Here is a 19,455-nt window from a genome sequence, read left to right as displayed (position 1 = left end):
TGTTATCCTGGAGCGGCGCGGTCAGGGCGCGACCGGTCCGCGGGAAGGGCTCAGCCCGCCTGATCACCTGTTGTGTGCTTTCACCCGACCTCTTTTCCGGCCTGAAGACGCGGACGCCAGGCGCTTCACGGAAGGGAGGCCGTCGTGCCCGTCCAGCCGCTGCCCGACAAGCCCGACATTTCCTGGCTCCGCAAGCGCGCCAAAGCCCTGCTGCGCTCCTTCCCCGAGAGCTCGGCGCTGTTCGAGGAGTTCCACCCGCGCCCGCCCGCGCGGCCCAGGCTCGCCGACGCCCAGCTGGTCACGGCTCGGATGTACGGCTTCGCGAGCTGGCCCAGGCTCCTCGCGCACCTGGAGACCCTCGCCCGCTACACGCGGTCGCCGCATGCCGTACCCGCCCTGGACGACCTGCCGGGGGAGTTCCTCCGGCGGGCGTGCCTGACCTACGGTGCAGACGACCCGGCCCGCGCGCGGTCCGCCGAGGCGCTGCTTGCCGCCCACCCGTGGCTGGCCACCGCGGACGTCTTCACCATGGCCGCCACCGGATCGGCCGACGCCCTGGCGGCCGCGCTGGCCGCCGATCCCTCGCTCGCCGGGGCCCAGGGCGGGCCGTTCGGCTGGGAGCCGCTGCTGTACCTGGCCTACTCGCGCCTGCCCGGCCGCCACCTCGACTGCGCCCGCCTGCTGCTCGACCACGGCGCGGACCCCTCGGCCGGGTTCCTGTGGGACGGGCTGCCCTCGCCGTTCACCGCCCTGACCGGGGCCTTCGGCCGCGGCGAGGGCGACCAGCCGCCGCACCCGCAGGGCATGGCGCTGGCCCGGCTGCTGCTGGAACGCGGCGCCGACGCCAACGACGCCCAGACCCTCTACAACCTCGGCCTCGGCGGTTCCGCCGGCGACGACACCGCGCACCTGGAGCTGCTGCTCGCCTTCGGCCTGGGCCGCGGCGACGGCGGGGTCTGGAAGCGCCGGCTCGGGCCCGCGCTGCCGCCTCCCGCCCAGCTGCTGCGCGACGAGCTGGCCACCGCGGCGCTGCGCGGCTGGCCCCGCCGTACCCGGCTGCTGCTGGAGCACGGCGCCGAGACCGACGGGATCGGCGGGCACCCGGCCTTCGGCGGACGCAGGCCGTACGAGCTGGCGCTGCTCAACGGGCACACCGAGGTGGCGGAGCTGCTGGCGGCGGCGGGCGCGACGGGGTCGCTGGACCCGGTGGAGGAGTTCGTGGCCGCCTGCATGCGCGGCGGCCCGGTGGACGCCCCGCCCGAGCTGGTGGCCCGGGCCCGCGCGCGGCGGCCGTGGCTGGTCAACCGGGCGGCCGAGCACGGCAGGCCGGACGCGGTCCGGCTGCTCGTCGCGCTCGGATGGGACGTCAACCACCTGCGGCGGGCGACCCCGCTGCACGAGGCGGCCTGGCGCGACGACGTCGAGACGGCCAGGACGCTGGTGTCGCTGGGCGCGGATCCCTCGATCAAGGACGTGGAGCACGGGGCGACGCCACTGGGCTGGGCGGAGTACGGCGGGCGCGAGCGGGTCGCCGCCTACCTGCGCACCCTGGAGTGATCAGACGTCGGCCACGGTCCCGGCGGTGAGCGAGGACGTCTCGGTGCCCCGGCTCATCCGCCCGGCCCGACCTCGTTGTTGGGAGCGCCGTCACCGACGGTGGGCAGGTCGCCCCGCTCGACGGGGCTGGGCGGCGCCGACGGCGATCCGGTCGCCACCGCCCGGCGGGCTCCGGCGATCGCGGTCTTCAGCGTCTCCCGATCCACGTCCGCAAGGCTGCCGGCCAGGACGATCAGCGCGTCGCCCCGGACGGCGACATACTCGTGGCGCCCGCCGCCCTGCCGGTACCAGCCGGCCTCGTCGCGGGAGCACCGCACAGGGGCGCGCACCGGTTCGGCGTCGGTGACCGGCCGATCGGGACAGAGCGTGTCGCTGAAGGATCCGCGATCGACGCGCAGCTGGACGTGCTTGCCGTCGGGAGACACGTAGAAGGCGCCGAACCCCTCCTCGCCGACTCCGCCGACGGATTGCTCGTTGAGCTCGAAACCGGGCACATCCACCACGTAGATGAGATCCGGAGCCACGCCCTGGGCGCGGGCCTGGTCGATGACGGCCTGGCTGACAGCGCCTTGCGATCCGCAGGCGGATAAGGCGAGGACGGCCGCGAGGCCGAGCGAGATGCGCTTCATGGCATCGCCACCCTAACTCGCGCGCGGGCAGCGCCGTGAGCTGAGGCACATGGCCGCAGCTCAAGACCATGATGACGAGTAGGGCGGGTGGGACTTGAACCCACGACCCAAGGATTATGAGTCCTCTGCTCTGACCGGCTGAGCTACCGCCCCGCAATGGTGAAGTCTCCCATATCCTCATCCCTGCCGTGACCAAGGATCTCCGTTGCCGTCGGTCGTGTGGCAGGCCGCCGTCCCGGCGGGGTCGTGGGCCTGAGTCCGCCCTTCCTACCCGGCGTCCGGCTCCACCGGCTCGTCCAGCAGGTCAGGGAAGCCGAAGGTGCTGACGGCGTTGGAGACCACGAGGGCGAAGTCCTGGACCAGGCCGGCGGGCGCGCCCTCGCCGGCGGAGCGGGCCACGACGTTGACGCCCGACACCTCGACCAGGTAGTCGCCGTCCGGCTCGGGGATCACCACCTGCTGCGTCGGATCGACCGGGCTCGCGAGCGGGTGCGCCGGGCCGCCTGCCAGCGCGCCGTCCTCGGCCCGCCGGACCCGCAGGACCAGCGAGTTCTGCAGCCCGCCCGCGCCCGTCGGGCTGGGCGCGTCGGTCCACGCCAGCGTCACCTTGACCGGGCCGCCGGCCGGCGAGATCCGGAAGGTCCGCGTCTGCAGGCTGCTCACCGCCAGCGCGGGGAAGTCGCCGAAGAGCGTGCGCACGCCCGGGTTCGGCGTCACAGAGGCCGTGACGTCGACGCGGCCGAAGCCACAGACGTTGTTGGGGCCCTCCGGCACCTCCTGGGGGTACTGCCCGGCCACCGGCACGGCCCCGTTGACCAGGAACGCCTTGAGCAGCGCCCCCGAGGGGTGGTGGCCGCGCTCCTGGAGCAGGTACTGGCGGACGAGCGCCGTCGCCCCGGCCACCAGCGGGGTGGCCATGCTGGTGCCGCCGCTGAAGCAGTACTTGCCGCGCAGCCCGGGCGCGTCGGGGCCCACGTCGCCCCACAGCGGCTGCGAGCCCGGCTCCTCCCCGGCGTAGACCGGGTCGAAGGCGGCGGTCCGCACCGACAGCACGTTGGTGCCGGGCGCGACGACCTCGGGCTTGACGCGGCCGTCGTCCGTGGGGCCGCGCGAGGAGAACAGCGCCATGCCGTCCGGGTTGTCCGAGACGTGGCCCGCCTTCCCGAAGCCGGGGTACTTCGGCGCCTGCGCCCAGGGGAAGTCGAAGAGGGGCCGGGGGGCCGACCCGGGCGGGCGGCGGTTCTCGGTGGCGCCCACGGTCAGGCAGTTCTTGGCCGTAGCGGGCGGGGTGATGGAGTCGCCGTCGATGTGCCCGTCGCCGTCGGCGTCCACGCCGTCGTTCCCGGCGGAGAACAGCACCAGGGCGTCCCGGTGGGTCGCCATGAACTCGTCCACCGACCGGGCCTGCTTGTCGTAGGTTCCGGCCACGGAAGGGCTCGCCGCGCCCCACGAGTTCGTGTGGATCCGCGCCCCGGCCTCGTAGGCGATCGAGAAGAGCCCGCCGAGGTCGTCCTGGGGCAGGCCCCACAGCCCGTAGGCGCTCAGGCCCGGGAACTCCGCCAGCACCTCCGGCCGCCAGGTCACGCGCTGCGCCACCGCGATGACGTGCAGGTGCGCCTCGGGCGCCAGCCCGGCGGGCACCACCGCCGAGCCCGCCGCGCGGGCCGCCGCGCCGTTGCCCGCCACGGACCCGCACACGTGGGTGCCGTGCCCGTTCTCGTCGCGCGGCCCGTCGTCGAAGGGCGGCGGGTCGAGGCTGAACTGCCCGAAGACGTTGGGCGAGCTGACCAGCGTCACCCGCCCGGCCAGGTCGGGGTGCAGCGTGGCGGGGTCTCCGGTGTCGCAGCCGGAGTCGACGACGCCGACGATCTGCCCCGCGCCGGTGAGCGCCTTGCCCAAGGCGTCTTCCTGCACCGGCACCCGCATGATCGCGGCCGCCCGGTCGTTGGTGAACGCGGGGAACTCGTGCGGCATGATCGCCTCCACGCCGGGCTGCTCGGCCAGGCGGGGCAGCGCGGCCGGCGGCACCGCGGCGACCACGGTGGTCCCGGCCGCCCGCAGCACGGCGCCGCCCTCCGCCCGGACGGCCTCGGCCACCTCGCCGGGGTCCTCGCCGTCGAACACCGTGATCTGGACCTGCTCGCGCCCCTCGGGCTCGAGCACGTCGAGCCGCCGGAAGTCCCGCAGCGCGGCCGTGCCGAGCACGGCGCCCGGCACGTCGGGCCGCAGCCGCGGCGAGACCTTCATCGTCGGCCGGTAGGCGGCCACCTCCTCGACGAACGGCAGGTCGCGCACCGCGGCCTCGGCGCCGGGAGGCAGGCCGGCGATGAGGCGAAAGCCGTTCAGGCCGCCCCGCACGACGCCGCCGAGGGCGGCGATCCGCTCGGTCCACTCCTGCTTGGCCGGACCGACGAGCTGGAGGAGGAAGTAGCGGGTCCGGACGGGGGCCTCCCGGTCGGCCCGCACCGCGTCGTCGAAGTCGAACGTGGCGCTGACCGTCCGCACCGGCGGCACGGGCAGCGGGTGGGCCTGCAGGCCGGCGCCGGCGAGCGCGGCGGACTGGTCGTCGCCGGCGCGGACGAGCAGGGCGTCGGGGTACTCGGCGAGGACGGCGGCCCCGGTCGCCCTGACGCGCTCGGCGTCCCGGGAGCTTCGGATCGTGACCAGCAGCTTCTCACTCATGGGGCGTCACCCTCCCTCGGCCTACTGTCGGGCCGACCGTACGCCCGGGGAGCCGTGAGCGCATGAGTAGGCACTACTCAAGGCCCCTAGGCTCGCGGCATGACGACGCTGATCTACGAGACGCACTCGATCACCGTGGACAACGAGCGGGGCATCGCCACCGGATGGCTGCCGGGGGAGCTGTCGCCGCGGGGCCGGGAGCTGGCCGGGGAGCTGGGCGAGCGGCGGCGGCCCGGGTGGGTGTACGAGGTGTAGGACCCACCCGGGCCGGGCGTCAGCCGGGCGTCACGGGCGGTTCAGGCCCATGGTGTAGGAGCCCGAGCCGCTGTAGGCGTGCACCCGGTAGCGGTAGTAGCCCGGGCTGCCGTTGTAGCTGATCGTCTCGTCGGGGTTGGGGGTGATGCCCTGCGCGACGGTCGACCAGCTCGAGCCGTTCCACCGCTGCAGGTACAGGTCGAAGTCGGTGCCGTCGGGCCCGTCCAGGCAGCCGGCGTGCGTGCCGGAGGCCGAGGCGTAGTAGTAGGACCCGTTGGGCTGGTACTGGTTCTGGCCGGAGCTGAGCGAGCCGGTGTACTTCTCGTTGTAGTTCTGGCACCCGGTCGGCGGCGGCGTCCCGTCGCTGGTCACCAGCGAGTAGCCCAGGCCCAGCACCTCGTTGAGCGGCTGGAAGAACGTGACGCCGCCGGAGGTGCAGTTGCCCGAACCGCCGGAGGTCATGCCCTGGGCCTGGTCGCCGGAGATGAACGCGCCGCCGGAGTCGCCGCCCTCGGCGCAGGCGGTGGTGCGCGTCAGCCCGGAGACGGTCCCCTCGGGGTAGTTGACGGTCTGGTTGAGCGCGGTGACCGTGCCGCAGCGCCACTGGGTGGTGGAGCCGGAGCGGCAGACCGAGCCCTGCGGCTGGGTGACGGTGGAGCCGCGGACCGGCAGGATGCCGGCGCTGTAGCCGTTCACCACGCCGGGCGCCGTCCAGCTGGAGTTGGTCTGCACCCAGGCGTAGTCGTTGCCGGGGAAGGACGAGACCCGGAAGGTGCCCTGGGCCTGCTGGTTGTAGCCGTTGGTGGCGTCGCCGACGTCGCCGCAGTGCCCGGCGGTGGTGAAGCCGAGGGCCTGGTCGCTGGTACGGCGCGCCGCGAAGCCCACCGAGCAGCGGTAGCCCTTGGAGGGGATGTAGTAGGCGTCGCCGCCGCGGATGTCGGCGAAGGGCCGGGGCCGCTCGGCCGACGGGACGATCTTGACGGCCGAGGCGTCCACGCCGCGGGCGGCCAGCCACGACCGCGCCTGCGCGGCGTCGGCGGCGGCCACGACGACGGCGTTGTCCTGGGTGGAGACGCCCCAGCTGTGCACCGAGGCGGGGGCCTGGGCCCCGTCCAGGGCGGTCTTGACGGCCTCCAGCTGGGCCAGCGACCTGGCCACGACCCGGGCCTCGGCGCCGGCGCGGGTGATGGCGCGCACGTCGCGCTGCGAGACCGTGGCCACGACCAGAGCGCTCTCGGGGCCCTCGTACCAGGCGCCGGCGTAGCGGTCGCCCAGCTGCTTGTGCAGCGTGGGCGCCACGATGTTGCCGCGCGCCTCGTTGGCCAGCCGCCTGCGCGCCTGGTCCTCGCTGAGGCCGAGGTCACGCTGCATCGCTTCGAGCATGCCGGCGGGGGGTTCGGGGGCGTTGCTGGGGGTGGGGTCGGCGACGGCCGGGGTCGCCGTCACGACTAAGGCGCCGATCGCGATCGCGATCAGCGCAGGGGTGCGTCGCATGGTTTCTCCTTGCTCGGCTGGGGGGTGCCGCCACGGTAACGGCGCCCCCGCGAGCCGAGGAGCTACCAGTTCGCCCCTATCACCGCGTTATGGCTGAGCCATTCGGCGTACACCGGGCTGCGCCGTACCGCCTCGGCGTGCGCCTCGCGCGCCTGGGCCAGCACCCAGGCGGCGCCCGGGGTGGCCGGATGCCAGCCGAGCACGTGCCGCCAGCGCAGCGGCGCGCCGCGCAGCGGCACCATCACCAGCCCGGGGGCGGGCTGGTGGGTGGCCTGGCACAGGATCACGGCGCGGCCCACGCGCGCCAGGTGGGTGCACGTGGCCACGTCGGCCTCGTAGATCGTGCCCGGCGTGAAGCCGGCGCGGGCGCACGCGGCGGCGAAGCAGTCGCCGAAGCAGCCGTCCCCCGGGTTGACGGCCCACTGCTCGGCGGCCAGGTCCGCCAGGTCCAGCTCGGGCTTGCCGGATAATCGGTGGCATTCGCCCAGCAGCACGAAGACCGGGTCGGTGCCGACCGTGGCCCAGGTGAGCGCCCCGCCCGGCGGGCGGCTGTCGCCGCACACCCCGACGAGCACGTAGTCCAGGCGGCCCAGCTCGCACATGGTGGCCAGCTCGGTGGCCGACCAGGAGGCCGACGTGCGCACCGGCGCCTCGGCGGCCAGCCGTTCCACCAGGCCGCCCAGCACGGCGCCGCTGGTGGCCCCCACCCGGTAGCCGCGCGCCGAGGGGCCCCTGGCGAAGCGCGCCGCCTCCTCCTGCAGCTCCTTGGCGGCCGGGAGCAGCACGCGCGCCCGCTCCAGCACCAGCTCGCCGAGCGGCGTGGGCCTGGCGCCGGTCCTGTCGCGCTCGAACAGCGGGCCGCCGAGCAGCCGTTCGATGCGCTTGAGCTGGGCGGTCAGGGCGGGCTGTGCCAGCCCCAGCCGTGTCGCCGCCTTGCTCACGCTCCCGGCGTCGGCGACCGCCCGGACGATCCTGAGGTGCCTGAGCTCAAGGTCCATATCGGGGACGGTAAGACCCCAGTGTTATATCGACAATGCAGATAAGTCAGGAAATGTGACAGAAATTGTCGGGGGGATGCGGGGTAGGGGCCGGAGCATGACAACCATGGGAGTAGATCCGCGCGACCTGTCCGAGGAAGACCTGCTGCGCGAGCTGCGCCACCTCCACACCACCCGCACCGACACGTTCCTGCACGGCTCCGACGACGCGCTGGCCAGGCACACCTCGCGCACGAACGAGCTGGAGAGCGAGTACCTGCGCCGCCACCCGGAGCGCCAGGTCCACCCCGAACGCCTGCGCGAGGGGGCGAGACAACGATGAAGGACCACGACGTGCAGGCCCTGCACGACCGCGACCTCGTCGTCTACGAGACGGTGGCCGCCTGGGCGGCGGACGACCGCCCGATCACCGTGGCCGAGCTGGTCCGCCAGACCGGCCTGGGCGAGCAGCCGGTACGGCGCAGCCTGGAGACGCTGGTGGCCCAGGGGAGAGGGTTTCGCGCTGGGGGAGCAGACCTTCGACACCGAGTACTGACCCGTGGCGCCCGGGGCCGCGGGTACAACCCGAACATGTCGGTCAGCACAGCACCATGGTCATGAGACCGGCGAAGGAGGACTCGTGACCCCTCACGAGGCGAGGCTGCGCTTCCGCGCGGGCCTGCGCGTGCCCACCGCCGGCTGGTGCCCCGGCTACACCCAGGCCAACCTCATCGCCGTGCCCCGGGAGTACGCCTTCGACCTGCTGCTGTTCGCCCACCGCAACCCGCGGGCCTGCCCGCTGGTGGATGTCGGCGACCCGGGCGCCACCAGCACCGAGCACTTCCCGGGCGACCTGCGCACCGACCTGCCGGGCTACCGCGTCTACCGCGACGGCGGCTGCTTCGACACCGGCGAGGTGGTGGCGCACTGGCGGGAGGACCTGGTGGCCTTCCTCATCGGGTGCAGCTTCACCTTCGAGGAGGCGCTGCGCGCGGCCGGGGTGCCGGTGCGGCACCTGGAGCAGGGCGTCAACGTCCCCATGTACCGCACGTCGATCCCGTGCCGCCCGGCGGGACGGCTGGCCGGCCCGCTGGTGGTGTCTATGCGGCCCGTCCCGGCCGGGCTCGTCGGCGTGGCCGTGCAGGTCAGCGAGCTGTTCCCCGGCGCGCACGGCGGGCCCGTGCACATCGGGGACCCGGCGGCCATCGGCGTGCGGGACCTGGACGCGCCCGACTACGGCGACCCGGTGGAGGTACGGTCCGGCGAGGTGCCGGTCTTCTGGGCGTGTGGCGTGACGCCGCAGGCCGCGGTGCTGGCCGGCGGCGTGCCGTACGCGATCGGCCACCTCCCCGGGCACATGGCCATCACCGACCTGCCGGCCGACTCGTGTCGATCTCCCGGTGCGGCACCACCGGAGGCTCATCGGCCCTGACCGCCTTCAGCCACGCATCGAAGTCGGCGAGCTTGGCCGCGTCCCTGGCGCGCCCGCGGGCGATCAGCCGCTCGCGCAGCGTCGGCCCGTCGTAGCGCACCCACACCAGGTGCACGGGCGGCCCGCCCAGCTCCTCGACGAAGGCCGCCCAGCGCCGCTCGTCGTGCACCTCGGAGGTGAAGGGCGCATCCAGCATGACGGGGCAGCCGTGCCGCCTGATCTGCCGCGCGGTCCTGGCCAGGCCCGCGTACTCGTGGCGTTTGACGTGCCGGTCGTACCAAGGCCCCTCGCGCTCCTCGTACGGCCGGCCGTACGCCGCCAGCACCTCGGCCACGAAGCCGCTGTAGACCGTGTCCTTCTCCAGCAGCGCGGGCACCGGGTCGAGCTCCTTGAGCAGGCGGGCGGCGACCGTCGACTTGCCCGCGCCCGGCGGTCCGCTGATCACCCAGACAGGCACCATCCGCCCACGCTAGCCCGCGCCCGCCAGGCACGGCCTGTCAGGCGGCGACCGTCCTGCTCGCGGTCGGCCCGTCCAGGCCCCACGAGACGATCCGCACGGGCCTGATCCGGATCAGCTCCCCGCTGAAGAACGGCACCGGCGGCTCGACGCCGGTCAGCGCCTGCGCGGTGCCGCGGATCTCGATCCCGCGGACGACCCACGGATCGGTCGACACCAGCTCGTCCACCACGAGCGAGACCGTGCTGCCCGCCTGGATGTTCCTGAACTTCTTGGTGGCGCCCAGGTTGTGGCCGCCGATGTCGACGGTGCCCAGCTCGGGGTTGAGGAAGAACCCGACCGGGTTGTTCTGGACCTGGCCGCCCGGCGAGACCGTCGCCAGCCGGCCGATGCGCTGCGTGCGGAGGAACGCCAGTTCGGCTTCGGTGAATGTCATGCCCGCAGCATGCAACCTCAAGTTCGGTTGAGGTCAACTGAGCCAGCGGAGCGGGTTGTCGTGCGTGATGAGGCGGATGACGTCCTCCTCGACCCCGGCCTCGCGCAGTCGCGGGAGCACGGCGTCGAACAGGTGGGCGTAGCCGGGGCCGCCGTACCGCCGGATGCGGGCCGCGCGGTTGAGGCCGGAGCTGAGCAGCAGGCGTTCGGCGTGGCCGTCCTCCAGCAGGCCGAGCGTGAGCCGTACGGCGTCGGCCGGGCCGAGCGCCAGCGAGCCGAGCGAGACGTACGCGCCCGCCTCTGCGATCTTGCGGGCCACGGCCGGGTCCTGCCCGGCGTAGGAGACGCTGACGCGGGAGGCGGGAAGGCCGTGGCCGAGCAGGACGTCCAGGATGCCCAGCGCGTCGGCGCCGTAGGTGGCCACCGGCAGGCGCGAGGACAGCGAGGCGCGGGCCGCGGCGACCAGGCAGCGCTCCTCGGCGCGGGTCAGCCGCGGGCCCCAGCAGCCGACCTCGCCGATGACGCCGGGCAGGACGCCGGTGCCGTCCAGGCCCGAGGTGATCTCCTCCATCAGCCGCCGGGTCAGCTCGCCGGCGTCGGCGTCGGCGGGGGCGAAGGGGCCGGTGAACAGGCCGGTGGCGGCCACGACAGGGACCCGGCCGCTGGTGGCGATCCGGGTCAGCATCGCCGCGTCGCGGCCCATGCCGATGCAGCTCAGCTCGACGACCAGCCCGAGCTCCCGGGTCTGGCGCAGCTCGCGGAGCTCGCCGGCGACGGCTTCCTCCTCGTCCAGCCACCGGTGCGGGTCGGAGTCGATGCCGACTCCCCAGCGCAGGTCCACGCGCAGGTGCTCGTGGGGCAGGACGGGTCCGGTGACGGCGGCGGCGCGCAGGGGGCCGGTGACGGTGCGGAGCATGACCTCGGGCATGCCAGACCATAACCTACTTTTTGTCCTGTGATGGCGGGAATGTGGCAGGAAGGTGACGGAAACCCCGGAGGGAAACCTCGACGTCAAGTGACCTGCAAGCCGGTCGCCGTATCCTGACGGACATGGCCGTGAAGAACTCGCAGACCGGGGACGCCGACCGCCTCAAGGAGGAGGCGGCCCGACGCTCCCCGATCAAGGGCTGGCTGGACGGGATCCGCGCCACCCGCACCGGGGCGCTCACCCTCAAGATCGTCATCGGCGTGATCGGCGCGGTGATGGTGGTGGGCGGCCTCATCATGGTGCCCTTCCCCGGTCCCGGCTGGCTCGTGGTCTTCGCGGGGCTGGCGGTGCTGGCCACCGAGTTCGCCTGGGCGCACAAGGTCCTGGAGTTCGGCAAGCGCACGCTCCACGCCTGGACTGAGTGGTACAAGCGGCAGGGCTGGCCGGTGCGGATCATCGTGCTGCTGGTCACCGCCGCGACCGCGGCCGTGATCGTGTACCTGGGCATGAAGAGCGTCGGCGTCGACCTGATCGACCTGGGGCAGAACCTGCTTCAGAGGTAGAGGCCGGTGCCGTGGTCGGTCTCCTGCGTCGCCACGGCGTGCAGGTCGCGCTCCCGCATCACGAGGTAGGTCTTGGCCTGGATCTCGACCTCGAGCTGGCCGTCGGGGTTGAGCAGCACCTTGTCGCCGACCTTGACCGTGCGGACGTTCGCGCCGACGCCGCACACCTCGCCCCAGGCCAGGCGGTTGGGCGTCTTGACCGTGGCCGGGATGACGATCCCCGACCCGCTCCTGCGCTCTTCCGCCTCCGGCTCCAGGCGGATCATCACCCGGTCGTGCAGCATCTGGATCTCGAACTTCGGATCTGGCACAGGGGCAGTTTACGTCCAGCCGGGACCTGACCTTCCGCGGTCCTCGCATGCGAGGATGACAGCCATGATCGTGGCGTTCGGCGAATCCGGCTGGCAATGGATCAACCCGCCCCGCGAATGGGCCGCCGACGACGGCCTGAGCCTGCTCTGCGACCCCGGCACGGACCTGTGGCGCCAGACGCACTACGGCTACACCTACGACAGCGCCCACCAGTTCGGCCGCATCGTCGCCGGCGACCTGCGGCTCACGGCCACCTTCACGGGGGAGTACGCCGAGCAGTACGACCAGGCGGGGGTGGTCCTGCGGATCGACGAGCACACGTGGATCAAGGCGGGCGTCGAGCTCGTCGACGGCTCGCTCCAGTTCAGCACGGTCGTCACGCGCCAGGCGTCGGACTGGTCGGTGCTGCCGCTGGGACGCGCGGCCGGCAGCGTGACGGTCGAGGCCGAGCGCGTGGGCGACGCGGTGACCGTCCGCTACGGGCTGGACGGCGGGCGGCCGCGGACCATGGCGCGCCTGGCTTACTTCCCGCCCGGCCAGGCGGTGCTGGCCGGGGTGATGGCCGCGGCGCCCGCGGGCAAGGGCTTCCCGGCGCGCTTCACGGAGCTGCGCGTCACGGCAGGATGAGCTCGGCGAACACCGGCCGGTGGTCGGTGCCGCGCAGCGGGCGCACGTCGAAGGCGGCGACCCCGATGCGGGAGTCGGCCAGCACGTGGTCGATCGCCACGCCGGGCAGCCGCCCGCCCTGCGGCCAGGTGGCCGTCAGGCCGCGGCCGGTGACGTCGGCCGCGTCGCGGTAGCCGCTGTCGAGCAGGTCGCGCATGGGCCGGTGGTCGAGCGTGGCGTTGAAGTCCCCGGCCAGCACGCGCAGGCGCCCTCCGGCGCGGGGCAGCGCCTCCAGGCCCTGCCGCCAGCACGGGATGCGGGTCGCGAGGCGCGGCGCGCAGGGATGCACCGAGACGATCTCCACCTCCCCCGCCGGATGCCGCAGCACGGCACGCGCCTGGCGGAAGCCGTACTCGATCATGGGCTGCTCGGCCAGCGGGAAGCGCGCGTAGATGGCCGAGCCCCTGACGCCGGGGTGGGACCGGTCCACCACGTGCGGGAGGAACTCGCGCAGGCCCGCCAGCCGGTCCCGGGCCCGCGGCGTCACCTCCTGGAGAGCCAGCACGTCGACGTCCAGCTCGCGGACCAGGCCCATGAGCCGCTCGGCATCGGCCTGGCCGACCATGAGGTTGGCGGCCAGCACCCGCAGCCGCGGCCCTGAGGCGGGCCGGTCGCCGTCGCCGAGCGCCCGGGGCGCCACGGCCAGGGCCAGCGCCAGCGTGCCGGCCAGCGCCACGCCCGCCGCCGCCCGGCGTCGCGCGAGCGCCGAGACCGCCAGCGCGGCCAGGCCGCCGGCCGCCGCATACGGCGTGAACGCCACCAGCGCCACCCACGGCCAGACCGGCTCCAGCCCGCCGAGCCGCAGCGCCGCCCACACCGCGAACGGCAGCACCGCCATCCAGACCAGCACGCTCACCCAACGCCGCACGTGCCCACCTCCCGGTGAGGTCTCGCCATTTCCCTCGCGGTAGGTTCACCGCATGCGAGACCTCGAAGCCCGGGTGCTGGACGCCGTGGACGACGCCGAGACGGTGGAGCTGCTGGCCGAGACCGTCCGCGTGCCGAGCGTGACCGGCACCGACGCCGAATCCGAGCTCCAGCACCGCCTGGCCCGCCTGCTCACCGAGGCGGACATGGACGTGGACGTCTGGAAGCTCGACCTGGACGAGCTGCGCGCCCGCGAGGGCTTCCCCGGCACGGAGGCCCCCAGGACCGAGGGGTACGGCGTGGCCGCCGTGACCGAGGGCGAGGGCGTCCCGGCCCTCATCCTCCAGGGGCACGTCGACGTGGTGCCGACCGGCGACCTGGCCAAGTGGGAGGGCGGCGACCCGTTCGCCGCCCGCATCACCGGCGACACCCTGCACGGGCGCGGCGCCTGCGACATGAAGGCCGGCCTGGTGGCCAACATCGCCGTTGTGCGGGCCATCCGCCGGGCGGGCATCAGGCTGGCCCGGCCGCTGGCGGTCCACTGCGTGATCAGCGAGGAGGACGGCGGGCTGGGCGCCTTCGCCACGCTGGCGCGCGGTCACACCGGGGAGGCCGCCGTCATCACCGAGCCGACCAGCGGGAAGATCATCACCGACAACGCCGGGGCGCTGACGTTCCGGCTGGAGGTCCAGGGCCGGGCCGCGCACGGCGCCACCCGCTCCGAGGGCGTCAACGCCGTGGAGGTGTTCTGGCCCGTCTTCGAGGCGATCCGGCGGCTGGAGGCCGAGCGCAACCGCGACCTGCCGGAGGTGTTCGCGGGCAACGCCCTGCCGTACCCGATCGAGGTCGGGACGGTCCGCGCGGGCGACTGGGCCAGCAGCGTTCCGGACCTGCTGGTGGCCGAGGGGCGCATGGGCGTGCGGCTGGGGGAGGACCCGGAGCGGGCCCGCGCCGCCTTCGAGGCCGCGGTGGCCGCCGTGGACCATCCGTGGCTGCGCGCCCACCCGCCGGTGGTGAGCTGGCCCGGCGGGCAGTTCGCCAGCGGGAGCCTGCCCGAGGGCCATCCGCTGCTGGCGGAGCTCACCGGGGCGGTGGCCGAGGTGCGGGGCGCGGCGCCGGGCCGGACGGCGGCGCCGTACGGCAGCGACCTGCGCCTGTACAACGGCGGCGGCATCCCCACGCTCCACTACGGCCCCGGGGACGTGCGGTTCGCGCACGCCCCCAGGGAGCAGGTCGAGCTCGGCGAGCTGCGCGAGGTCACGCGGGCACTGGCACTGCTCGCGGTGCGCCGCTGCGCAGCACCCTGAGCATGGTGCCGGGGCTCATCAGCGCCGGCGGCGCGTCGACGAGGTTGGCCACGCGCAGGAAGCGGCGGCCCAGCTCGGGGTCGTGCGCGGCGGCGGCGTGGAAGCGGCCGAGGTAGGCGTTGACGAGCTTGACCTTCGGCGTGATCTCGCCCTCGACGCCGGGCAGGCGCAGGTCGCCGCCGACGACGATGTCCCAGGGCCCGTCGACCAGGGACGAGATGCCGCGGAAGAAGTCGCGCGGGCGCCTGGCGCCGCGGCCCGCCCACGTCAGCAGCACCTGCGCCTCGGTCGCGGCCACGGTCATGCCCTGGCCGTAGAGGGGGTTGAACGCGCACACGGCGTCGCCCACCACGACCAGGCCCTCGGGGAAGTCGTCCAGCCGCTCGTAGCGCCGCCGCACGCTCGCCGGGGTGCGGTAGGTGCGCGGCTCGCCGACCGGCTCGGCGTGGCGGACCAGGTGGTGCAGGTCGGGTACGGCCAGCGACGCGGCGTAGGCGGCGAACCCGTCGAGGTCCACCGGGGCCGTCTCGCCGCCGTAGCCGCCCAGCGTCACGATCCAGCGGTCGCCCTCCGTGGCCAGGGCCACTCCCGCGCGCGCCGCCTCGGAGGTGGGGCCGACGACCACCGCCAGGTCGCCGCCGAGGTGCGCGGCCACCCGGCGGAACTCGCGGGTGGTGTAGGTCAGGCCGATGGTCACCCGCTCCTCGGCGGGCGGCCGGCAGCCGATCTCGCGCAGCCACAGCGGCGTGCGCGAGCCCCGGCCCGAGGCGTCGACGACCAGGTCGGTGCGCCAGACGTCGCCGTTGGCCAGCCGTACGCCGTTGACGCTGCCGTGCGCGGCGAGCAGGCCGGTCACCTGCAGGTCGCCGCGGACGCTCACGCCGTCCAGCGCCGCCACCCGGCGGCGCACCTGGCCCTCCAGCACCGGCCTGCCGACCAGCAGGCCGGTCATGCCGCTGCGGCCGCGGGCCAGCCGGTGGCCGTCGTTGATCCAGCGGACCTGCTCCTGGATGTCGCCCGCGAGGGCGCCCCTGGCCAGCAGCTCCCCGGTCAGGCCCGGCAGCAGCTCCTCCATGGCCTCCCGGCCGCGGGCCAGCAGGCCGTGGGCGTGCCTGCTCTGCCCCACGCCCCTGCGGTGGGCGTCGTGCTCGGGCAGGGTGTCGCGGTCGACGACGGTGACGCGGGTGGCGACCCGGTGAAGCGCGGCGGCGGCCAGCAGCCCCGACATGCTGGCGCCGATGACGATGGCGTGGTCCATGTGTCCCCCCTCGGACGGATGCTTCCGTGAAGGGTGGGCCACTCCTTGGGACCGTTCCACGTCCTTTGACACGTTCGGCCGGCGGGCCGGATGCCCGCGCGGTTGTTTGCCGCCTCCCAGCAATAGGACTACAGTCCGCTTTGTGGACGGCAGGGAAGTCATCGGGCCGCAGCCCGGTCCGCCGAAGCGGGAGCGGGCCGACGCGGCGCGCAACCGCGAGAAGGTGCTCAAGGCCGCCGCCCGGCTCTTCCGCGACAAGGGCGTGGACGCGGTCTCCATGGACGCGATCGCCGCCGAGGCCGGGGTCGGCAAGGGCACGCTGTTCCGCCGCTTCGGCGACAAGTCGGGGCTGGCGGTGGCGCTGCTGGACTCGCGCGAGAGCGAGCTGCAGGCCGCCATCCTGTCCGGCCCGCCGCCCCTGGGTCCTGGCGCGCCCGCCCCCGACCGGCTCGCCGCCTTCGCCGAGGCCTACCTCGGCTACCTCTTCGACCACCTGGACCTGGTGCGGATGTCGGAGACGGCCAGCCCGGGAGCCCGCTACCGGATCGGCGCCTACCGCTTCTGGCACCGGCACGTGGCGATCCTGCTGGCCGAGGCCCGCCCCGGGGCCGACGCCGACGTGCTGGCCCACGTCCTGCTCGCCGCGCTGGCTGCCGAGGCGGCGGGCGTCATGCGGGAGGAGTACGGCGAGGCCCGGGTGAGGGCGGCCGTCGCCACCGTGATCGACGCGCTGGCCCGGCCCTAGACCCGCGACACGCGGCGCCGCGCCCCCGGGACGACCAGCGGCGTCCCGGTCTGCGGATCGGCGATGATCTCGCATCGCACGCCGAAGACCTCGCGCACCAGCTCCGGCGTCATGACCGAGCCCGGCTCGCCCTCGGCCACGATCCGCCCGTCCCGCATGACGATCAGGTGGGTGGCGTACCGGCAGGCCTGGTTGAGGTCGTGCAGCACGGCCACCAGCGTCCGGCCCTGCTCGTGCAGGTCGGCGCAGAGGTCCAGCACCTCGATCTGGTGGGCGATGTCCAGGAACGTCGTGGGCTCGTCCAGCAGGAGGATCGGCGTCTCCTGGGCCAGCGCCATCGCCAGCCACACCCGCTGCCGCTGGCCGCCCGACAGCTCGTCCACGATCCGGTCGGCCAGCTCGGTCACATCGGTGGCGGCCATCGCGGCGGCGACGGCCGCCTCGTCGGCCCGCGACCACTGCCGCATGAGCCGCTGGTGCGGGTAGCGGCCCCGGGCGACCAGGTCCGCCACGGTGATCCCGTCGGGCACGATCGAGGTCTGCGGCAGCAGGCCGAGGCGGCGCGCCACCTCCTTCGACGGCAGCGAGGTGATCACCGCGCCGTCCAGGTGGACCGCGCCGGCCCTGGGCCTGAGCATGCGGGCCAGGGCGCGCAGCAGCGTGGACTTCCCGCAGGCGTTGGGGCCGACGATCACCGTGAAGGAGCCGTCGGGCACGGACACGTCCAGGTCGGTCGCGATCACCCGGTCGTCGTAGGCGAGGGTGAGTCCCGAACCGGTCAGGCGCGGCATCTAACGGTGCTCCCTTCCGAGCAGCAGGGCCAGGTAGACGCCGCCGAGCGCGGCGGTGACCACGCCGACGGGGAGCTGGGCGGGGGCGATGAGGCGCTGGGCGAGCAGGTCGGCCGCGGTGAGCAGGACCGCGCCGGTGAGGGCCGAGGCGGTCAGCGCGACGCCGCCGGCGCGGGTCAGCCGCCGGGCCAGCTGGGGCGCGGCGAGCGCGACGAACATGACCGGACCGGCCGCCGCCGTCGCCACCCCGCACAGCAGCACGCCCGCCGCGACGGCGGCGGCGCGCACCCGCTCGACGCGGATGCCCACCGCTCCCGCCGCGTCGTCGCCCGTCTCCATCATCCGCAGCGGCCGGGACAGGCCCGCGCACAGCGGCGCCAGGACCGCCAGCGCCAGCGCGACCGGCACCGCGTGGTCCCAGCCGCGCCCGCTCAGGCTGCCGGTGAGCCAGGCGCCCGCGTTGGCGGCGTCGTGCAGGTTGGCGCTGGTCAGCAGGTAGGAGTCGACCGCGAGCAGCAGGGCGTGGGCGCCGACGCCCACCAGGACCAGGCGGTAGCCGGACACGCCGCGGCGGTGGGCGACGCCGTAGACCAGCGCTGCGCTGAGCACGCAGCCCAGCAGGGAGCCGCCGGCGATCTGCCAGGCCGTGCCGCCCAGCACGACCGCGAGGATGCCGCCGGTGGAGGCGCCCGCGGTGAAGCCGATGAAGTCGGGGCTGCCGAGCGGGTTGCGCGTCAGGCTCTGGAAGATCGCGCCGCTCAGCCCGAACGCCGCGCCCACCGCCAGGCCCGTCACCAGACGGGGAGCGCGCAGCTCGGCGACGATGAGCTCGGCCATGGGGCTGCCCCGGCCGAAGATCGCCGCGACGACGTCGGGGACGGGCACCGCGACCTCGCCCGTGGACAGGGCCAGCACGCTCACCGCGAAGCCGGTGGCCAGCAGGCCCAGGCAGACCAGCAGGCCGCGGGGCGCGAGCCGCAGCGACCAGGGGCCCACCCGGAGGGCGATGGGGGACAGGCTCATAGCGCGGCCAGCCTCCTGCGGCGGGCGAGCACCATGAACACCGGCGCGCCGAGCACCGCGCACATGATCCCCACCTGCACCTCGCCGGGCCGGGCCACCAGCCGCCCGGCGACGTCGGCGCCCAGCAGCAGCACCGGCGCCAGCAGCGCGGAGTACGGCAGGACCCAGCGCTGGTCGGGTCCGACCAGGGCGCGCACCGCCTGGGGCACGGCCAGGCCGACGAACCACAGCGGCCCGGCGAGCGCGGTGGCCGACCCGCACAGCAGCGTGATCGCGACCGCGGTGAGCGCCCTGGTACGGCCGACCGCCGCGCCCAGCGCCCTGCCGGCCTCGTCGCCCAGCGCCAGCGCGTTGAGCGGCCTGGCCAGCGACAGCCCCAGGGCCAGCCCCGCGACCAGGAAGGGGGCGAGCGCGGCCAGCACGCCGGAGGTCTGCGCGCTCAGCGACCCGGTGAGCCAGAACCGCATGCGGTCGAACACCTGGGGGTCCATGCGCAGCAGCGCCTGGCAGGCCGCGGTGCAGGCCATGCCGAGCGCCACCCCGGCCAGGGCCAGCCGTACCGGGCTCGCGCCCGAGCGGCCCGCCGAGCCCAGCGCGTACACGGCCGCGGCGGCCAGGGCGGCACCGGCGAAGGCGAACCAGACGTAGAGCGCCGGATTGGTCAGGCCGAGGGCGAACATCGCGACCGTGACGCCCAGGGCCGCCCCCTGGTTCACGCCCAGCAGCCCGGGGTCGGCCAGCGGGTTGCGGGTCAGGCTCTGCATGAGCGCCCCGGACAGGCCCAGCGCCGCGCCGACGCCCAGGCCCAGGAGCGTGCGCGGGACACGCAGCTCCCGGACGACGGTGTGGTCCGGGGACGCGCCGGGCGAAGTCAGCGCCTCCACCACGGTCCCGAGCGGAACCGAGCGCGCGCCGTACACCACGCTCAGCGTCGCGACGGCCAGCAGCACGGCCAGCGCGGCCAGCAACCCGGCGCCCAGCGCGGCGGAGCGGCGGCGGGGCGGCGCGGTCGCCGGCGGGCCGAGCGTCGACGGCACGGTCACGAGGGGTCCCTTCTCGGTCAATTTTAGGTAAGGC

The 19,455-nt window shown here is 74.6% G+C and carries 22 protein-coding genes and 1 tRNA gene; 9 read left to right on the top strand and 14 right to left on the bottom strand.

Annotated features, from left to right (window positions below; genetic code table 11):
• Positions 1 to 144 precede the first annotated feature (144 nt).
• A complete protein-coding gene (locus BSB02_RS43100) occupies positions 145 to 1,557 on the top strand; it encodes an ankyrin repeat domain-containing protein (RefSeq protein WP_084962459.1) in 1,413 nt (470 codons plus the stop codon).
• Positions 1,558 to 1,610: 53 nt separating this feature from the next.
• On the opposite strand, the gene BSB02_RS25005 is transcribed toward BSB02_RS43100, so the two are convergent.
• The 3 genes from BSB02_RS25005 to BSB02_RS24995 form a co-directional block, all read right to left on the bottom strand.
• Complete coding sequence (locus BSB02_RS25005; protein WP_084962457.1) at positions 1,611 to 2,186, bottom strand: hypothetical protein; 576 nt, start codon at positions 2,184 to 2,186, stop codon at positions 1,611 to 1,613.
• Positions 2,187 to 2,265: 79 nt separating this feature from the next.
• Positions 2,266 to 2,339 (bottom strand) — tRNA-Ile (locus BSB02_RS25000).
• Positions 2,340 to 2,453: 114 nt separating this feature from the next.
• Positions 2,454 to 4,868, bottom strand: a complete 2,415-nt coding sequence (locus BSB02_RS24995) for a S8 family serine peptidase (protein WP_084962456.1) — start codon at positions 4,866 to 4,868, stop codon at positions 2,454 to 2,456.
• Between the two features lie 99 nt (positions 4,869 to 4,967).
• On the opposite strand from BSB02_RS24995, the gene BSB02_RS24990 reads away from it, so the two are divergent.
• The gene (locus BSB02_RS24990) at positions 4,968 to 5,123 is read left to right on the top strand and encodes a histidine phosphatase family protein (protein ID WP_206184869.1); all 156 of its coding nucleotides are present in this window, start codon (positions 4,968 to 4,970) and stop codon (positions 5,121 to 5,123) included.
• Between the two features lie 30 nt (positions 5,124 to 5,153).
• Here BSB02_RS24990 and BSB02_RS24985 read toward each other — a convergent pair whose 3' ends face one another.
• Together BSB02_RS24985 and BSB02_RS24980 are read right to left on the bottom strand one after the other, a co-directional pair.
• On the bottom strand, positions 5,154 to 6,617 hold the full coding sequence (locus BSB02_RS24985; protein ID WP_084962454.1) for a S1 family peptidase: 1,464 nt from the start codon (positions 6,615 to 6,617) through the stop codon (positions 5,154 to 5,156).
• Between the two features lie 62 nt (positions 6,618 to 6,679).
• Complete coding sequence (locus BSB02_RS24980; protein ID WP_084962452.1) at positions 6,680 to 7,615, bottom strand: LysR family transcriptional regulator; 936 nt, start codon at positions 7,613 to 7,615, stop codon at positions 6,680 to 6,682.
• 106 nt (positions 7,616 to 7,721) lie between these two features.
• Here BSB02_RS24980 and BSB02_RS24975 point away from each other — a divergent pair, with 106 nt between their 5' ends.
• The 3 genes from BSB02_RS24975 to BSB02_RS24965 are packed head-to-tail and all read left to right on the top strand — an operon-like array spanning position 7,722 to position 9,026.
• Complete coding sequence (locus BSB02_RS24975) at positions 7,722 to 7,937, top strand: DUF6158 family protein (RefSeq protein WP_240506644.1); 216 nt, start codon at positions 7,722 to 7,724, stop codon at positions 7,935 to 7,937.
• Positions 7,934 to 8,215: a hypothetical protein gene (locus BSB02_RS24970; protein WP_084962448.1), complete on the top strand. Its 282-nt coding sequence runs from the start codon at positions 7,934 to 7,936 to the stop codon at positions 8,213 to 8,215. Before BSB02_RS24975 ends, BSB02_RS24970 begins: the two co-directional genes overlap by 4 nt.
• A gap of 19 nt (positions 8,216 to 8,234) precedes the next feature.
• The gene (locus BSB02_RS24965) at positions 8,235 to 9,026 is read left to right on the top strand and encodes a putative hydro-lyase (protein ID WP_084962446.1); all 792 of its coding nucleotides are present in this window, start codon (positions 8,235 to 8,237) and stop codon (positions 9,024 to 9,026) included.
• Here BSB02_RS24965 and BSB02_RS24960 read toward each other — a convergent pair.
• From BSB02_RS24960 to BSB02_RS24950, 3 genes are read right to left on the bottom strand one after another with little or no spacing between them, the layout of a single operon-like run.
• Entirely contained in the window at positions 8,959 to 9,486 is a 528-nt protein-coding gene (locus tag BSB02_RS24960; protein ID WP_084962444.1) for a P-loop nucleotide/nucleoside kinase family protein, read from the bottom strand. The two genes, BSB02_RS24965 and BSB02_RS24960, sit on opposite strands and share 68 nt — an antisense overlap.
• A 37-nt stretch (positions 9,487 to 9,523) precedes the next feature.
• Positions 9,524 to 9,919, bottom strand: coding sequence for a PPOX class F420-dependent oxidoreductase (locus BSB02_RS24955; protein WP_084962442.1), 396 nt, complete (start codon positions 9,917 to 9,919; stop codon positions 9,524 to 9,526).
• A 33-nt stretch (positions 9,920 to 9,952) separates the two neighbouring features.
• A complete protein-coding gene (locus BSB02_RS24950) occupies positions 9,953 to 10,846 on the bottom strand; it encodes a phosphotriesterase family protein (protein WP_084962440.1) in 894 nt (297 codons plus the stop codon).
• A gap of 122 nt (positions 10,847 to 10,968) precedes the next feature.
• Here BSB02_RS24950 and BSB02_RS24945 point away from each other — a divergent pair, with 122 nt between their 5' ends.
• Entirely contained in the window at positions 10,969 to 11,409 is a 441-nt protein-coding gene (locus BSB02_RS24945) for a TIGR02611 family protein (protein ID WP_084962438.1), read from the top strand.
• On the opposite strand, the gene BSB02_RS24940 is transcribed toward BSB02_RS24945, so the two are convergent.
• The gene (locus BSB02_RS24940; protein WP_084962435.1) at positions 11,400 to 11,720 is read right to left on the bottom strand and encodes a GroES family chaperonin; all 321 of its coding nucleotides are present in this window, start codon (positions 11,718 to 11,720) and stop codon (positions 11,400 to 11,402) included. The two genes, BSB02_RS24945 and BSB02_RS24940, sit on opposite strands and share 10 nt — an antisense overlap.
• A gap of 55 nt (positions 11,721 to 11,775) precedes the next feature.
• Here BSB02_RS24940 and BSB02_RS24935 point away from each other — a divergent pair, with 55 nt between their 5' ends.
• Positions 11,776 to 12,348, top strand: a complete 573-nt coding sequence (locus BSB02_RS24935; RefSeq protein ID WP_240506643.1) for a DUF1349 domain-containing protein — start codon at positions 11,776 to 11,778, stop codon at positions 12,346 to 12,348.
• Here the strand turns inward: BSB02_RS24935 and BSB02_RS24930 are convergent.
• Positions 12,335 to 13,255, bottom strand: a complete 921-nt coding sequence (locus BSB02_RS24930) for an endonuclease/exonuclease/phosphatase family protein (RefSeq protein WP_240506642.1) — start codon at positions 13,253 to 13,255, stop codon at positions 12,335 to 12,337. The two genes, BSB02_RS24935 and BSB02_RS24930, sit on opposite strands and share 14 nt — an antisense overlap.
• 52 nt (positions 13,256 to 13,307) lie before the next feature.
• Here BSB02_RS24930 and BSB02_RS24925 point away from each other — a divergent pair, with 52 nt between their 5' ends.
• Positions 13,308 to 14,561: an ArgE/DapE family deacylase gene (locus BSB02_RS24925; protein WP_084962431.1), complete on the top strand. Its 1,254-nt coding sequence runs from the start codon at positions 13,308 to 13,310 to the stop codon at positions 14,559 to 14,561.
• Here the strand turns inward: BSB02_RS24925 and BSB02_RS24920 are convergent.
• Complete coding sequence (locus BSB02_RS24920; RefSeq protein ID WP_084962429.1) at positions 14,512 to 15,819, bottom strand: FAD-dependent oxidoreductase; 1,308 nt, start codon at positions 15,817 to 15,819, stop codon at positions 14,512 to 14,514. The two genes, BSB02_RS24925 and BSB02_RS24920, sit on opposite strands and share 50 nt — an antisense overlap.
• A 142-nt stretch (positions 15,820 to 15,961) precedes the next feature.
• Here BSB02_RS24920 and BSB02_RS24915 point away from each other — a divergent pair, with 142 nt between their 5' ends.
• Complete coding sequence (locus tag BSB02_RS24915) at positions 15,962 to 16,564, top strand: TetR/AcrR family transcriptional regulator (RefSeq protein WP_240506641.1); 603 nt, start codon at positions 15,962 to 15,964, stop codon at positions 16,562 to 16,564.
• Here BSB02_RS24915 and BSB02_RS24910 read toward each other — a convergent pair.
• Genes BSB02_RS24910 through BSB02_RS24900 form a run of 3 tightly spaced genes read right to left on the bottom strand, consistent with a single transcriptional unit; the run spans position 16,561 to position 19,421 of the window.
• The gene (locus tag BSB02_RS24910) at positions 16,561 to 17,355 is read right to left on the bottom strand and encodes an ABC transporter ATP-binding protein (protein WP_084962425.1); all 795 of its coding nucleotides are present in this window, start codon (positions 17,353 to 17,355) and stop codon (positions 16,561 to 16,563) included. The genes BSB02_RS24915 and BSB02_RS24910 overlap by 4 nt on opposite strands.
• Positions 17,356 to 18,378 (bottom strand): FecCD family ABC transporter permease, encoded by a 1,023-nt coding sequence (locus tag BSB02_RS24905; RefSeq protein WP_169729432.1) that lies wholly within the window; start codon positions 18,376 to 18,378, stop codon positions 17,356 to 17,358. It abuts the gene before it with no gap.
• Positions 18,375 to 19,421: a FecCD family ABC transporter permease gene (locus BSB02_RS24900; protein WP_240506640.1), complete on the bottom strand. Its 1,047-nt coding sequence runs from the start codon at positions 19,419 to 19,421 to the stop codon at positions 18,375 to 18,377. Before BSB02_RS24900 ends, BSB02_RS24905 begins: the two co-directional genes overlap by 4 nt.
• Positions 19,422 to 19,455: the final 34 nt, after the last annotated feature.

It is taken from the genome of Thermoactinospora rubra, from assembly GCF_002093975.1.
In the GTDB taxonomy this organism is placed as follows: Bacteria; Actinomycetota; Actinomycetes; order Streptosporangiales; family Streptosporangiaceae; genus Nonomuraea; species Nonomuraea rubra_A.
Note: the sequence above shows the minus strand (reverse complement) of the source record. Positions and strands in the feature narration are given on the sequence as shown.

Coding starts and splice junctions, on each gene's coding strand:
- BSB02_RS25005 (WP_084962457.1), bottom strand. CDS start 2,186: ATGAAGCGCATCTCGCTCGGCCTCGCGGCCGTCCTCGCCTTATCCGCC.
- BSB02_RS24995 (WP_084962456.1), bottom strand. CDS start 4,868: ATGAGTGAGAAGCTGCTGGTCACGATCCGAAGCTCCCGGGACGCCGAG.
- BSB02_RS24990 (WP_206184869.1), top strand. CDS start 4,968: ATGACGACGCTGATCTACGAGACGCACTCGATCACCGTGGACAACGAG.
- BSB02_RS24985 (WP_084962454.1), bottom strand. CDS start 6,617: ATGCGACGCACCCCTGCGCTGATCGCGATCGCGATCGGCGCCTTAGTC.
- BSB02_RS24980 (WP_084962452.1), bottom strand. CDS start 7,615: ATGGACCTTGAGCTCAGGCACCTCAGGATCGTCCGGGCGGTCGCCGAC.
- BSB02_RS24975 (WP_240506644.1), top strand. CDS start 7,722: ATGGGAGTAGATCCGCGCGACCTGTCCGAGGAAGACCTGCTGCGCGAG.
- BSB02_RS24970 (WP_084962448.1), top strand. CDS start 7,934: ATGAAGGACCACGACGTGCAGGCCCTGCACGACCGCGACCTCGTCGTC.
- BSB02_RS24960 (WP_084962444.1), bottom strand. CDS start 9,486: ATGGTGCCTGTCTGGGTGATCAGCGGACCGCCGGGCGCGGGCAAGTCG.
- BSB02_RS24955 (WP_084962442.1), bottom strand. CDS start 9,919: ATGACATTCACCGAAGCCGAACTGGCGTTCCTCCGCACGCAGCGCATC.
- BSB02_RS24950 (WP_084962440.1), bottom strand. CDS start 10,846: ATGCCCGAGGTCATGCTCCGCACCGTCACCGGCCCCCTGCGCGCCGCC.
- BSB02_RS24945 (WP_084962438.1), top strand. CDS start 10,969: ATGGCCGTGAAGAACTCGCAGACCGGGGACGCCGACCGCCTCAAGGAG.
- BSB02_RS24935 (WP_240506643.1), top strand. CDS start 11,776: ATGACAGCCATGATCGTGGCGTTCGGCGAATCCGGCTGGCAATGGATC.
- BSB02_RS24925 (WP_084962431.1), top strand. CDS start 13,308: ATGCGAGACCTCGAAGCCCGGGTGCTGGACGCCGTGGACGACGCCGAG.
- BSB02_RS24920 (WP_084962429.1), bottom strand. CDS start 15,819: ATGGACCACGCCATCGTCATCGGCGCCAGCATGTCGGGGCTGCTGGCC.
- BSB02_RS24910 (WP_084962425.1), bottom strand. CDS start 17,355: ATGCCGCGCCTGACCGGTTCGGGACTCACCCTCGCCTACGACGACCGG.
- BSB02_RS24905 (WP_169729432.1), bottom strand. CDS start 18,378: ATGAGCCTGTCCCCCATCGCCCTCCGGGTGGGCCCCTGGTCGCTGCGG.